Raw genomic sequence first — 13,647 nt, forward strand, 5'->3', positions numbered from 1 at the left:
GATGTACCGACAGGGAGACATCCTGATCATGCCGATCCCGGAGGAGTCCGCGCCGCGCGCTCTCCGGCCCGAGCCGCGCGACGCGCGGGGCAGGCTGGTGCTGGCCCATGGTGAGGCCACCGGCCACTGCCACGCGATTCCGGGCCCCGGCACGTTGTCCGGCGGGTTCCTGCACCTGCCCGACGGCGGCAGGCTCGTCCACGAGGAGCACGCCGCGATCTCCCTGCCGAAGGGCTGGTATCGCGTGATCCGCCAGCGCGAGTACGTTCCGGGCTCCTTCCGGGTGGTGGCCGACTGATGGAGACCCTCGCGTGGGACCGGGTGGCCTTCGCCACCGGCCCGGCCCGTGACGTCGGCGCCGCCGTGCGGCAGGCCTACCACGAGGCCGGGCTGGCCGCGCCCGAGCGCATCGTCGTGCTGGCCTCGCCCGCGACCGGAGCGCTCGCCGCGGCCTGGGTGATGGGCGACGACGGCGTGCGTCGGGGCCTCAAGGAGGCGGGGTTCGACCCGGGGAGCCTGCTCGACGACGTCGAGCCCGGCCTTTCGGTGCGCGACGAGGTCCGGACCGTGCCCTGGGAGCGGGCCAGGGCGGCGGCCCACGCCGATCTCGGCCCCGTCGGCTGGGCGGCCCGGTGGGCCAAGACCGGCGGAGCGCTCTGGCCGCGGGTCGACCGGATCGTCACCGACATCCGCCGCGCCCTCGCCGACCTGGGCGGTGAGGCGCTGCGCCAGATCTCCCTCGACGCCGTGCTCGGCCAGCACGACGCTCCCTGGCTTTCGGCCTTCGACGGGCTCGACGGGCTCGGCGGGCTCGGCGGGCTCGGCGGGCTCAAGCGGATGGCCGAGACGTCGGGTTGGTGGTGGCCGTTCGAGCGGCTGGCGATCGTCACCGACCGTCCCGTGGAGCTGCACCTCGACGAGCTGGGGCGGCTGCACCGCGCCGATGGGCCGGCCCTGTCCTACCGTGACGGGTTCGTCCTGCACGCCTGGCACGGCATGCCGGTTCCCGCCGGGTTCGGGGCCGAGATGCTGGAGCTCACACCCGGGCGCATCCGCAACGAGCCCAATGCGGAGCTGCGCCGCGTCATGCTCGAACACTTCGGCCTGGAGCGCTACCTCGCCGAGTCGGGCGCGGTGCCCGGGCATTCCGACGAGACCGGCGTGCTGTGGCGCGTCGACCTGCCCGACGACGAGCCGATCGTCATGGTCGAGGTGGTCAACTCCACACCCGAGCCCGACGGCACCAGTCGCACCTACTTCCTGCGGGTCCCGCCCTGGGTGAGCCGGGCGCGCGAGGGAGTCGCGTGGACCTTCGGCGTCTCAGAGCACGACTATCGGCCGGAGCTCGAGACCTGAGGCCAGGCGGCCGGCACGCGCTCCAGGATCCCGCCGGCGAAGACGTCGTACATGCCGAGGGGCTCCAGATGCACGTAGCCGATGTGGCAGTCGCACGCCGCCAAGGGGCACCCGTCTGACCGCGCCCGGAATGTCCCGTCGTAGATGTTGCCCAGCACGTCGGCGACGAAGTGGCACCGGCGCACCGTGCCGTCGCCGCCGACCGAGACCACGGAGTCGCCGGTGCGGCACGGCAGCCCCCGGCTGGCGTGCGGGAAGCGGCTGTAGTGGAAGTGCGGATCGATCGCCGACCACTCGGCCGCCTCGGCGTCGGTGTAGAGGCGGCCCTCCTCGGCGTTGACCCACAGGTAGGTCTCCGGGGGCAGGTCGGCCCGGAGCCTTCTGGCGTCGGCGAGGTGGGCCGGGTCGCCCACGACGCCGACGCTGTGCCGCACCGGAAGCGAGCGCAGCTTGCCCACGAACCTGTCGTAGTCGACCTGGGTCGGGTGATAGGTCACCCAGAGGGCCGCCCGGTCCGACGCCTCGGCGAGCCAGCCGGTGCGGCAGCTCAGGTTGGTCTGGATCGCCACCTTCCGCACGTTCGGCAGCCACGACAGCTCCACCAGCGCCCGGCGATACCACGACCTGACCAGGCCCTCACCCCACGGCGTGAACAGGATCGACACGTCGTGCCGCTGCGCCGCGACCCAGCCGGCGAACCGCTCGAGCGCGGCACGGTCGGCCCTGAGCTGCTCAGGCGTGTCGCGCCGCTTGGCGAACGGGCAGTAGGAGCAGTCGTAGTCGCAGCTCGCCAGCGGGCCGCGGTAGAGGATCGTCAGCATGCCGTGTAGCCGTCCATGAGTTGTTCGACCTCGGGCGAGAAGAGGGCGGGGCCGATCGCGTCGGAGTGGGCCAGCCCTTCGGCCGTCAGCTTGACCACCGAGGGCTCCACGACGAGCCAGTCGGCGAAGGGCTCCAGCGGGAAGTCGTCGAGCACGTCGGTGCCGAACGTGTCGTGGTAGAGCTTCCGCGACAGCCCCTCGGCCTGGAGCAGCGACTGGATCAGGTGCCGCCGTCTGCGCTCGCCGGACGAGAGCGCGAACCCCACGTTGGCGGTGCCGAAATCGGACCGGCTCGTGTAGTCGTCGATGATGGAGCGCACGTGCCGCGTGCCGACGGCGTACTCGAAGGAGTAGTGCAGCCGGCTCGTGTAGGAACGCGCGCCGCAGCCGAGGCCGACCATGCCGTCGGTCTGGCAGCGGTAGCCGGTGGGCGAGCCCGAGCCGGGCAGCCGGAACATGCGCATCGACACCTGCTCGTAGCCCGCCGCGAGCAGATGGTCGCGGCCCGCGCGGTAGAGCAGCAACCGCTGGTCGTCCCAGGCCCGGCCCTGCCTGCCGAGCCCGGTGAGCGGCCTGACGTAGAGCGGGTAGAGGTAGAGCTCCTCGGGCTTCCAGGTGAGCGCGGTCTCCAGGGAGTGGAGCCAGGTTTCGGGCGTCTGCCCGTCGATGCCGTAGATCAGGTCGATGTTGAGCGTGCCGATGCCCGCCGCGCGGATGGCGTCGAGGGCGGCGTCGACCTCGGCGCGCTTCTGCGGCCGGACGGCCGCGCGGGCCTCGGCGTCGACGAAGCTCTGCACGCCGATGGAGACGCGCGACGCTCCCCGCTCGGCCAGCACGGCGAGCCGGTCGGGTGTGGCGGTGGCGGGGGAGGTCTCCACCGACAGCGGGATCGACGCCAGGTCGACGTCCATCGTCTGCTCGGTCAGGTCGAACAGCCGGGTCAGCTCGCGGGCGCTGAGGTAGGTCGGTGTGCCGCCGCCGAACGCGGCCGTGCTGAAGTCGTGCCCGTCCAGGGCGTCGCGCACGGCCACGGCCTGCCGTCGCAGGGCGTCGAGGTAGGCGGTGACCAGGCCCTCCGGCGCGCCCGTACGGGTGAACAGGTTGCAGAAGCCGCAGCGCATCTCGCAGAACGGGATGTGCACGTACAGGGAGGCCGGGCGCTCGCCGGCCCAGACGTCCTTCAGCAGGGGGCGGGGGTCGAGCGGCCGGTAGGCGGTCTTGTGCGGGTAGGCGTAGACGTATCCCTCATACGGCCTCATGTCGCTCCAGGATGAACTCGGTGTAGGGGACGGTCCAGACGACCTCGTGGCCGATGCGGTGACCGACGTGGCCGTCTTCGCCGTAGGCGGTGCCGTGGTCGGAGCAGACGATCACCAGGCAGGGGCGCCGCATGAGGGCGTAGAGCCGTCCGATGTGCCGGTCGACGTATTCGAGCGCGGCTGCGTGGCTCCGCCTGGAGTCGGTGGTGGCGCCGGGCAGGTAGAAGTGGTTGGGCTGGTGGATGGCCGACACGTTGACGAACAGGAAGACCGGCTCCCGCCTGCCGCGCAGCGCCTCGGCCGCGCGGTCGATCTGGTGCTCCAGCGACCGGGGATCGGTCACCCCGAACTCCGGCGCCCAGTGGCTCTCGGCGAACAGGCCGGGCAGCACGGAGCCGATCGGGGTCAGCTTGTTGAAGAAGCCGACGCCGCCGACGCAGATCGTGTGGTAGCCCGCTCGGGCCAGGCCGGTGGGCAGGTCGGGCGCGTCGAACACCCAGGTGCCGCCGGCCGTGCTCTCGCTGCCGGCGAACTCGGCCGCGAACAGCCTCGGGTGCGGCCCCGGGGTCACCGGCGTGGGCAGGAAGCCGGCGAACATCGCGGTGTGGGAGGCGTAGGTGAAACTGCCCGGGCTGTGCCGTCGCTCCCAGCCCCGCCCGTGCGGCAGCAGGCCGGCGAGCCGCCCGGCGGCCGCCAGCTCGGCCGCGACGTCGTAGCGCAGCGTGTCGAGCGTGACCAGCAGGATGTCGTGGCTCCCCACGAGGTCGCGCATGTCGGCGATCACCGGTGCTCCGCGAGCGTGCCGACGATCGCCCTGACCTGCTCGGTGTAGGTGTCGCGGCCGTGGCCCGCCAGGTCTCCCAGGCCCGGCAGCAGATCGCCGAAGGCGTTGACCTCGGCGACCGCCACCGACCTCCAGTCGGCCCCGACCATGACGTCGACGCCCACGCTCAGGCTGCCGGGGAAGCACGCCGCCGCCCCGGAGCACGCGTCGAGCACCCGCTCCCACAGCCGCGACCGTGAGCGGACGACCGCCAGGTCACCCCGTGTGCCGCCGAGGTGCAGGTTGGTCATCGGGGTGCGGCTGGTGCGGACCACGGCGTGGGTGGGGACGCCCGAGACGGTCACGACCCGCAGGTCGAACGCCCGGTCACCGATCGACGCCTTGGGAAACCACCGCTCGACGTGCAGCCCGTCGGGGGCGAGGAAGTCGACCAGCCGGCGTATGCCGGCCTCGTCGTCGTAGGACCGGACCCGCAGCGAGTTGACCGGCACGCCGCCGGCCCAGGCCGCCGAGGTGACGGCCTTGACCCGGCCGGCGTGGGCCTGGAACGCGATCACGCCTGACGCGGACGAGCCGTGGGCGGGCTTGACGAACACCCTGGTCCAGCCCCGGCCCGCCATCTCGGCGCGCAGCTCGTCGTACGAGCGGGCCTCGAACGCGGGAGGCACGGGCACACCCGCGCCCGACAGGACGGCGTGGCAGCGCCGCTTGTCGAACATCACCCCGATCTCCTCGACGTCGGCCAGCAGCCGGATCCCGGGGACGGCGGCGACTCTGGCCAGCCCCGCGCGGAACCCCCTGTGCCAGGCGGCTCCTCCGCCGGCCCGGGCGGGGTCGCCGGGCCCGCGCAGCAACGCGTCGGCCTTCATGTCCTCTCCGGGTGAGTCCACGCGTAGCAGGGCCCCCTCGGGCACGTCGAGGTCGTGGCCGGCGAGCACGTCGCGCCACGGGATCACCCGCGGCTCGGCGAGCCCGTGCGCGACCACGGCGTCGCGGAACAGGGTGACCCGCCGGTCACCGGGGGTCCCGACGACGGCGAAGCGCAGCGTCACTCGCTCACCGCGACGTAGCGCTCGCGGTCGTCGGCCCGCTCCTGACCGGACAGGCGCACCTCCACGCCCGGCAGGGCGTCGGCGAGGCGCCCGATCATCGGGTCGGTGAGGAAGTGGTGGTGAAGGTCGAGCTCGCGCAGGTGGGTGAGCGGCTGGCCGCTCAGCAGGGCCTCCGCCCCGGTGTCGGAGAGCGCGCCCATCGACAGGCTCAGCGTCTCCAGCCGCGCCACGACCGGCGCGGCGGCCACGGCGGCGGCGATGTCGTCCTGCATCTCGCTGTCCTGCAGGCCCAGGTGGCGCAGGCTCGGCAGCCGCTCGCCGGTGAGGACGGGGCCGAGGTCTTCGATGGTGGCGTCGCCGCCGTAGCCGCCGACACCGAGCCAGAGCTCCAGGTGCTCCAGCGCGGGCAGGTCGCAGGCGGCCACCGCGCGGACCACGTCTCCGCCGAGCCCGCCGGTCTCGATCCTCAGCACGCGGAGCGCCTCGTGACGCACGGGGGTCAGCGCCAGGCCGGTGCCGCCCCGCACCTCCAGGCGCTCCAGCTTCGGGAACGCCGCCAGCAGCGGTGTGATGTCGGACTGCTGGATCCACGAGATCTCCGCCTCCTCGGCGGTGATCGCGCCGAGGAAGATCGAGCGCAGCGCGGGGAACTTCGCGGCCTGCTCCGCGAGGGTGGTGACGATCACCTTGGAGTCGCTGTCGTAGCACTCGTCCCACTCGCCGATGACGAGGGCCGTGACCCGGGCGGTGTCGACGTGCGCGAGGAACCAGTCGAAGCTCTCCTCGATGGTGTCGGGGATGTCCTCGTGCCAGTCGTTCGCGCTGAGCCGCCACGCCACGGCGCCCGCGTCGGGCGGCTCCTCGCCGGGCTCCAACGGGACGGAGACGACGCGCTTGCCGGCGTGCTCGTCGCGGTAGGGGTGCTGGTAGCCGAAGTATCGGTCGTACTCGATCATGGCAGGATGTCCTCGATGGGGGGATGAGTGCGTCCTGTCCTACCAGAACCGGCCGACAGTTTCGGCGATCTTCACGCGAACAGCGCGCGCCCCCAGTAGTCGCCGGCGTCGCGGACCCCGGGCGGGCAGGCGAACAGGCCGCTGGACACGTGCTGGATGTACTCGTTGAGGGGGTCGGCCTTGGCCAGCCGCATCTGCACGGGCACGAACTGGGTGCGCGGATCGCGCTGGTAGGCGATGAAGAACAGCCCGGCGTCGAGGCGGCCCAGCCCGTCGGAGCCGTCCACGAAGTTGTAGCCGCGCCGCAGCAGGTGGGCGCCGCCGTTGCTGGTCGGGTGGGCGAGCCGGATGTGGGCGTCGTCCTTGATGTACGGCACGCCGTCCGGCCCCTTGGCGGCGAAGTCGACCGGGTCGAACTCCGCCTTGAGACCCAGCGGCGCGCCCTCGCCCTTGTCCCTGCCGAAGATCTGCTCCTGCTCGGCCAGCGAGGTGCGGTCCCAGGTCTCGACCGTCATGCGGATCTTCCTGGTCACCAGGTAGCTGCCGCCCGCCATCCAGTCGTTGCCCGCCGCCCAGAGGTGGTCGCGCAGCAGCTCGGAATCCTCCAGTTTGAGGTTGTTGGTGCCGTCCTTGAACCCCATCAGGTTGCGGGGCGTCGCCTGGGCGCGCGAGGTGGACGAGGTGCGGCCGAAGCCGAGCTGCGACCACCTCACCGACACCCTGCCGAAGCCGATCCTGGCCAGGTTGCGGATGGCGTGCACGGCGACCTGGGGATCGTGGGCGCACGCCTGCACACAGATGTCGCCGCCGGAGATCTCGGGGTCGAGCCGCTCGCCGGGGAACTTCGGCAGGTCGGCCAGGGCCGCCGGACGCCTGCCCGCCAGGCCGTACCTGTCGTCGAACAGCGACGGCCCGAACCCGATCGTCAGCGTCAGCCCGGAGGCGGGCAGGCCGAGCGCCTCGCCGGTGTCGTCGGGCGCGGCCTCGGCGGCTCCGCCGACCGCGCCGTAGGCGCCCGCCTCCTTGCCCTGGGTCAGCCTGGCTGCGGCGGCGGTCCACTCCTGCAGCAGCTCCACCAGCTCGGCCCGCTGGCCGGTGGTGACGTCGAACGCGACGAAGTGCAGCCGGTCCTGGGCGGGGGTGACGATGCCCGCCTGGTGCTCGCCGTAGAACGGGACGGGGTCGGAGGCCGAGGTCGCGCGGGCGACCGGCGGCTCGTCGACCAGCGTGCGCGTGGCCACCGCGCCGGCGCCCAGCACCGCCGCCCCCGCCGCGCCCAGCCCGAACAGCTTCCTGCGGCTCATGCGCGCGCCCACTGCTGCCTCCCGTTACTTCGCGACGATAGGAGCGATCTTGCTGATCGGCTCGCCGAGCGCGTTGATCGCGTCCGACAGCGTCTTCAGCTCGGCCTTGGACAACTCGTCGTGCAGTCGCCAGCCGTCGCCCTTCTGGTGGGCGCCGAGCGCGGCCTCGGCCGCGGCGAACCTCTCGTCCAGCGTCTTGACCAGGTCGGGCGCCCGCTCCTCGAGCACCGGCCGGAGCGCCTGGACCGCGGCCTTGGAGCCTTCGAGGTTGGCGTCGAAGTCCCACAGGTCGGTGTGCGACCAGATGTCCTCCTCGCCGGTGATCTTCCCGGTCGCGACCTCGTCGAGCAGCTCCTTGGCGCCGTTGGCGAGGTTGAGCGGGGTGAGCTCGGTGGCGTTCGCCTTGTCCACGATGGTCTTGACGTCGGCGATCAGCTTGTCGGCGATCGGGCCGTCCTTGCTGACGTCCTTGGTGATCCAGAGATCCTTCTCGATCTTGTGGAAGCCGGTCCACTCCTCGCCCTCGGCCAGGTCGGCCTCGCGGGCGTCGATGGCCGGGTCGAGGTCGCCGAAGATCTCCGCCACCGGCTCGATCCGCTCCCAGTACGTACGGGACACCGGGAAGAGCGCCTTGGCCTCCTCGATCTTCCCCGCCTTGACCGCGTCGACGAACTCCTGGGTCTTGACCAGCAGCGTGTCGCTCTGGGACCTCACGTAGCGCTTGTAGTCGGCGGTCGCCTGGGCCAGCTTGGCGTCGGCGGTGAGCGGCTCGTGCTCGCCCGTCACCTTGAGGGCGTTGCGGATGCCCTTGCCCACCATGCCGGGCTTGCAGACCGTCTCGTACGAGCCCGCCGGCAACTCGGCGATGAGCTCGCGGGTCAGGCCGGGCACGATGTTCTCCACCTCGGCCATGACCCGGTCGCCCGGGGCGTACACGTAGAACTCGGTGACCTTGGCGCCGCCGTTGGTGATCGAGAACGTGGTGGTGCCCGCCGCCACCTCGGAGACGGCCACCTCGCACTCGGTGTCGGACGCGGCCACGGAGATCTTGCCGGCCGTCTCCCGCGCGGCGGAACCGGGCGCGTCCGGCTCCCCGGAGCCGCAGGCGGTCAGGCCGGACAGTGCCAGCGCCCCGAGCGTCAGGCCGAGACCTCGGAGAGTCGGAATGGACATGGATGCTCCTGTTCAGGCTGCCGAAGGAGAGGACGCGGGCGACGGGACCTGCCCGGGGCGCTGCGGGCGCAGGAAGAGGACGAGCGTGGGAACAAGGTAGAGCGCCCAGGCGGCGGCCTCCAGCACGCTCGGCTGTGGCGTGATGTTGAACATCCCGGCCAGCAGCGCCCCATACCACGAGTCGGCCGGGAGCGCCGCGCTGATGTCGAACGCGTGCGCGTTCAGGCCGGGCAGCACGCCGGCTTCCTGGAGGTCGTGCACCCCGTACTTGAAGATGCCGGCGGCCACCAGGATCAGCAGCAGTCCCGTCCAGGTGAAGAACCTCGTCAGGTTGATCCTCAGCGCGCTGCGGTAGAGACCCCAGCCGATGGCCACGGCCGTGAGCAGGCCGAGCCCGATGCCGATCAGCGGCTGGGCGTTGACCGTGGCGCCCTGGACGGAGGCGAAGAACAGCAGCGCCGTCTCCAGTCCTTCGCGGGCCACGGCCAGGAAGGCCATCACGACGACGGCGAGCGAGCCGAGCCGCAGCGCGTCGCCGAGCCTGTCTCTCAGCTCGCCGGAGAGCGCGCGGGCGGTGCGGCGCATCCAGAAGATCATCCAGGTGACGAACACCACGGCGAGCAGCGAGGTTATGGCCTCGAACAGCTCCTGGCTGGTGAAGTCGAGCTGGGCCGCGGTGAAGGTGAGCAGGGCGCCGAACCCGATGGACAGCGCGACGGCCGTGGCGACTCCCGTCCACACGTGGAGGAGCCGGTCCTTACGGTCGCTCTTGACGAGGAAGGCGACGAGAACGGAGACGACGAGCGTCGCCTCCAGGCCCTCGCGTAGCCCGATGAGGTAGCTGGCGAACACGGGTGGCTCCTGCCGGTAGGTAAGCCTTGCCTAAATTACGGCAGTCCTGACGCGGCATTGCAAGCGGGTACCCCGGAATGGGCGCGGGTGGAGATGTGCCCGCGCGACGGTCTATGGGGACCTATTTCACCGCGCATATCAGGTAAAGGCGCGGGGTGCGACGTTCCCCCCAGGCCGGGGGAGAAAGGAAGGTGTCGCCAGGAGTCCACACAGGGGGAGCACGATGGACTATCGGGTGGGTGAGGTCTTCGGCGTGCGAGTGGCGGGACTACCGGTCGGCGGGCTGGAAGGGCTGAGGTTCACGCGCACCTGGGAACTGGTCGACCGGCTCATCACCGCCGAAGAGACGGGCGAAGTCGACCGGCTCATCACCGCCGAAGAGACGGGCGAAAAGGCAGGCGAAGAGGCGGGCGACGGCGAGCCCGACGCCGGCCTGTCTCGGACGCTGGCCGCCGAGCTGGCGGAGAAGGCCGAGGCGCTGCGCGTCCTGGCCTGCGACGAGGACTTCCGGCGCGGGCTGGCCGCCGCCAACCCGGAGCTCTCCGCCGAACTGGACGGCTGGCTCGCCCGCCCCGGCGAGCCGCCCGAACGCCCCGTGCTCGGCCGCCTGGCCAGGTACGCGGCCCGCGCCGCCACCAGGACCAGCCCGTACGCCGCCACCACGATCAGCGGGCTCGGCCACTGGGACGACGACGGCGGCCCGGCCATGACGCCGCCTGACGAGCTGCGCCGGAGCGTCGTTCCCGAGGTCGATCTCGGCACGGTGTCGCGCGTCTGGGAGGCGCTCGCGAAGCGCCCCGGGCTGCGCGAGGCCGTGCGGGTGCGGGTCAACCCGAGCCTGCGGCAGGAGGACGGCTGGCTCTGGTTCCTGGGAGCCGGTCCGGAGGAGACGCCGGTCCGCATGCCGGCCGAGCCCATGCTGGCCGGGCTGCTCGCCTGGGTGCGCAACACCCCCGCCCCCACGGTCGGCGGCCTCGAACGCGCCGCGGCCTCGTCCGGGCTGGTGGCCCGGCTGCTCGCGGCCGGGCTGCTGGAGCGGCGGCGGCCGTTCGCCGACCAGGCTCTCGACCCGATCGCCGACCTGGCCGCCTGGGTCGAGGAGGTGCTGCCCGATGACTCGTCGGACCGGCCCTGGCTGCCCACCGCGCTCCGCGAGGTGGAGCAGGCGCCGCGCGAGCGGATCCGGGACGTGACCGGCTGGCTGCTCGCCCGGCTCGGCGACACGGCCGACCTCACGGTGCGGAACGTGCGCCTGGAGACCGCGGTGTCGCCCGAGCCGCCGGCCGTCTGCGGGCGCGCCGCCTGGGAGCCGGTCTTCCGCGACCTGAACACCGTGCGCCGGCTGGCCGCGGTGTTCGACCCCGACCTCCCGGTCAAGCTCACGGCGGCCGAGCACTTCGTGCGCAGCCACGGAGAGCACGCCACGGTGCCGTTCGTCCGCTTCTACCACGACGCGCACCTCCTCGACCGCGGCTCCACGCCGGCCGGCCCGGCGGTGCGCGAGCTGGCCAGGCTCAGGCGGGAGACCTGCGAGATCCTGTACGGCGGATCGACCGACGCCCGGGGCGTGGTCGTCGCCGATCCCGACCTGGTGGACAAGATGGCGGCCTCCTGGCCGCGCCACCTCCGCCCGCCCGGCTCCATCACCTGCCATGGCCACCTCCTGCCGGGACCCGAGTTCGTGGTCAACGCGGTCACCGCCGGTTACGGCCGGGGCATCGGCAGGATCCGTCACCTGCTCGCCCTGGCCGGCGTCTCCGCGCCCGCCGTGGAGCCGCGCCCGGTGGCCGAGTGCCTGGGCGGCTTCGGCGCCCACCTCAACCTGCGGCCCGCCTCGGGCGCCGCCATCGACTACCCGTTCACCGTCACCGGCTGGCCGGCCCTGTCGGTGGCCGACCTGCGCGTCTCCTACGATCCGGGCAGCCTGCGCCTGGTGCTGTCAGACGGGGACGGGAACCTGGTGCTGCCCGCCCATCTGGGGCTGGCCGGCGACGCGACACTGCCTCCCGCCTGGTCGTTCCTGGTCCGCGTCTTCGGCGAGCCGTCAACCGCCCTGCCGGATCCCTGGGAGATCGGCGGGAGCGCCGACGAGCCGTGCGCGTGGCCGCGGCTCCAGGTGGGGCGCGTCGTGCTGGTCCGCGCCGGGTGGCGGATGAGCGCGGCCGACCTGCCCATGCCGGCCGCCGGCGAGCCGGACGCCGCCTACGTGACGCGGACGGCCCGATGGCTGGAACGGCGCCGGATCCCGCGGCGCTTCTTCGCCCGCCTCGCCGCCGCCCGCCCCGGCTCGCTCCGCAGGCCGTTCTTCGTCGACGTGACCGACCACTTCCTGCTGCTGTCGCTGGCCCGGGCCGCCGCCCGCCGGGGCGGGCCGGTGGTGCTGGAGGAGGCCCTGCCGGACCCCTCTCACGCGCCGTCGTACGGCCCGCACGGGCAGCGGGTGACCGAGTATGCGCTGGACGTCTCGGCCGGGGACCCCTGAGCCGCCGGGCCTCCGGCCGGGCGGCGGGCCGGCCAGGGCGACACCCCGGCCGGGCTGGTCGACCTGGTCTTCGCCGAGGTCGAGTCGCCCTGGGCGATGGAGATCGTCCGTACCAACTGGAACGGCGGGCTGGCCGCGACCCGCCACCTGGTCGAGCTGGGCCATCGGCGCGGCGAGGTGCCGGAGAGCCGCCGGGTGGAGCTGGCCACGGAGCTGATCGTCCGTGAGAGCACGGCCCCACCCGGGTGACCGGCTCAGGCGGGAGTGGAGACGCCGTCGCCGGCGGGCTTCAGGCCGAGCTCCTCGGTCGGCACGTGGGCGGTCTCCCTGGCCGTCAGGACGGCGATCGCGCTGATCGCGCAGAGGATGCCGGTGAAGATCGCCACCCCGGTCCAGCCCTGCAGGCCCAGCCAGCCTGACGGCGAGACGATCCCGGCGGCCGAGGCCACCGCGAACCCGGCGATGGCGAAGCCGATCTGGGTGCCGATCGCCATGCCCGACAGGCGCACCTTGGTGGTGAACATCTCGCCGTACAACGAGGGCCAGATGCCGTTGGAGGCGCTGTAGACGACGCCGAGCGTCAGGATGCCGACCAGGAAGATCAGCGGGTAGCTCTTCGAGTTGATCGCCGCCAGGTAGACGAAGATCATGATGGGGCTGCCGACGGCGCCGATCAGGAAGACGGGCCGGCGGCCGATCCGGTCCGACAGCCGCGCCCACAGCGGGATCGTCACGAGGGCCACGCCGTTGGCGGCGACGCCGACCCAGAGCATGGTGGCCTTGTCGAGCCCGATCGCGTCGCTGGTGGCGTAGTTGAGCGCCCAGACGGTGAAGATCGTGCTGACCGTGGCGATCAGGGCCGCGCAGACGACGCGCAGCACGCTCGCCCAGTGGTCGCGGAAGAGCAGGGAGAGCGGCATCTTCGGCACGGTGCCCTCGGCCACCTCACGCTCGAAGGCGGGGGTCTCCTCCAGCTTGCGGCGGATGACCCAGCCGACCACCGCGACGGCCACGCTGAGCCAGAACGGCACCCGCCAGCCCCAGCTGAGCAACTGCTCCTCCGGCAGGGCCGCGACCGGGATGAACGCGAAGGTGGCCAGGATCTGGCCGAACTGCGTGCCGTTGAGCGTGAAGCTGGTGTAGTAGCCGCGCTGGTGCGCGGGGGAGTGCTCCAGCGTCATGGAGTTGGCGCTGGCCTGCTCGCCGGCCGCCGACAGGCCCTGCAGCACGCGTAGCAGCACCAGCAGCGCCGGGGCCAGGCCGCCGATCTGGTCGCGGGTCGGCAGGCAGCCGATGAGGAAGGTCGAGACGCCCATCAGGATCAGCGTGAAGACCATGATCTTCTTGCGGCCGAACCTGTCGCCGACGTGCCCGAGGATGAAGGCGCCGACCGGTCTGGCCGCATAGGCCACACCGAAGCTGGCCAGCGACTGGAGCGTGGCGGTGGCGGGGTCCGACTCGTCGAAGAACACCTTCGAGAAGATCAGGGCCGCCGCGCTGCCGTAGATGAAGAAGTCGTAGTACTCCAGCGCGCTGCCGATCCAGGCGGCGAGTGCCGCCTTGCGCGGCGTGCCCTGCTGGTCGCCGGGTGATCGATCGGTCACGAGT

Annotated in this window: 13 protein-coding genes; 4 read left to right on the forward strand and 9 right to left on the reverse strand. The window is 72.4% G+C overall.

The genetic code is table 11. From position 1 onward, the window contains the following. Position 1 precedes the first annotated feature (1 nt). Together AB0C16_RS14280 and AB0C16_RS14285 are read left to right on the forward strand one after the other, a co-directional pair. Entirely contained in the window at positions 2-298 is a 297-nt protein-coding gene (locus AB0C16_RS14280; RefSeq protein WP_357682518.1) for a hypothetical protein, read from the forward strand. Continuing rightward, positions 298-1,356, forward strand: a complete 1,059-nt coding sequence (locus tag AB0C16_RS14285) for a DUF6745 domain-containing protein (protein WP_357682520.1) — start codon at positions 298-300, stop codon at positions 1,354-1,356. The genes AB0C16_RS14280 and AB0C16_RS14285 overlap by 1 nt, the downstream gene beginning before the upstream one ends. On the opposite strand, the gene AB0C16_RS14290 is transcribed toward AB0C16_RS14285, so the two are convergent. The 8 genes from AB0C16_RS14290 to efeU all read right to left on the reverse strand — a co-directional run bounded on the left by AB0C16_RS14290 (position 1,332) and on the right by efeU (position 9,557). Further along, positions 1,332-2,177 carry an STM4011 family radical SAM protein gene (locus tag AB0C16_RS14290; protein ID WP_357682522.1) on the reverse strand — a complete coding sequence of 282 codons (846 nt, stop codon included), beginning with the start codon at positions 2,175-2,177 and terminating at the stop codon, positions 1,332-1,334. The two genes, AB0C16_RS14285 and AB0C16_RS14290, sit on opposite strands and share 25 nt — an antisense overlap. Beyond that, positions 2,171-3,436 carry an STM4012 family radical SAM protein gene (locus AB0C16_RS14295; protein ID WP_357682524.1) on the reverse strand — a complete coding sequence of 422 codons (1,266 nt, stop codon included), beginning with the start codon at positions 3,434-3,436 and terminating at the stop codon, positions 2,171-2,173. The genes AB0C16_RS14290 and AB0C16_RS14295 overlap by 7 nt, the downstream gene beginning before the upstream one ends. Continuing rightward, entirely contained in the window at positions 3,423-4,208 is a 786-nt protein-coding gene (locus tag AB0C16_RS14300; protein WP_357683048.1) for an STM4013/SEN3800 family hydrolase, read from the reverse strand. The genes AB0C16_RS14295 and AB0C16_RS14300 overlap by 14 nt, the downstream gene beginning before the upstream one ends. An 8-nt stretch (positions 4,209-4,216) precedes the next feature. Beyond that, positions 4,217-5,272 carry an STM4014 family protein gene (locus tag AB0C16_RS14305; protein WP_357682526.1) on the reverse strand — a complete coding sequence of 352 codons (1,056 nt, stop codon included), beginning with the start codon at positions 5,270-5,272 and terminating at the stop codon, positions 4,217-4,219. Beyond that, positions 5,269-6,228, reverse strand: a complete 960-nt coding sequence (locus AB0C16_RS14310; RefSeq protein WP_357682528.1) for an STM4015 family protein — start codon at positions 6,226-6,228, stop codon at positions 5,269-5,271. Before AB0C16_RS14310 ends, AB0C16_RS14305 begins: the two co-directional genes overlap by 4 nt. 71 nt (positions 6,229-6,299) lie before the next feature. Continuing rightward, positions 6,300-7,532 carry an iron uptake transporter deferrochelatase/peroxidase subunit gene (gene efeB, locus AB0C16_RS14315; protein WP_357682530.1) on the reverse strand — a complete coding sequence of 411 codons (1,233 nt, stop codon included), beginning with the start codon at positions 7,530-7,532 and terminating at the stop codon, positions 6,300-6,302. Positions 7,533-7,556: 24 nt separating this feature from the next. Beyond that, positions 7,557-8,705 carry an iron uptake system protein EfeO gene (efeO, locus tag AB0C16_RS14320; RefSeq protein WP_357682532.1) on the reverse strand — a complete coding sequence of 383 codons (1,149 nt, stop codon included), beginning with the start codon at positions 8,703-8,705 and terminating at the stop codon, positions 7,557-7,559. A gap of 12 nt (positions 8,706-8,717) precedes the next feature. After that, the gene (gene efeU, locus AB0C16_RS14325) at positions 8,718-9,557 is read right to left on the reverse strand and encodes an iron uptake transporter permease EfeU (RefSeq protein ID WP_357682534.1); all 840 of its coding nucleotides are present in this window, start codon (positions 9,555-9,557) and stop codon (positions 8,718-8,720) included. 223 nt (positions 9,558-9,780) lie between these two features. On the opposite strand from efeU, the gene AB0C16_RS14330 reads away from it, so the two are divergent. Both AB0C16_RS14330 and AB0C16_RS14335 read left to right on the forward strand, forming a co-directional pair. Next, positions 9,781-12,039, forward strand: coding sequence for a lantibiotic dehydratase (locus AB0C16_RS14330; protein WP_357682536.1), 2,259 nt, complete (start codon positions 9,781-9,783; stop codon positions 12,037-12,039). 96 nt (positions 12,040-12,135) lie between these two features. After that, positions 12,136-12,288: a hypothetical protein gene (locus AB0C16_RS14335; RefSeq protein WP_357682538.1), complete on the forward strand. Its 153-nt coding sequence runs from the start codon at positions 12,136-12,138 to the stop codon at positions 12,286-12,288. 5 nt (positions 12,289-12,293) lie between these two features. Here the strand turns inward: AB0C16_RS14335 and AB0C16_RS14340 are convergent, their stop codons facing one another. After that, positions 12,294-13,643, reverse strand: a complete 1,350-nt coding sequence (locus tag AB0C16_RS14340) for an MFS transporter (RefSeq protein WP_357682540.1) — start codon at positions 13,641-13,643, stop codon at positions 12,294-12,296. Between the last annotated feature and the right edge of the window lie 4 nt (positions 13,644-13,647).

The organism is Nonomuraea sp. NPDC048916, assembly GCF_040649575.1.
Taxonomy (GTDB): Bacteria; Actinomycetota; Actinomycetes; order Streptosporangiales; family Streptosporangiaceae; genus Nonomuraea.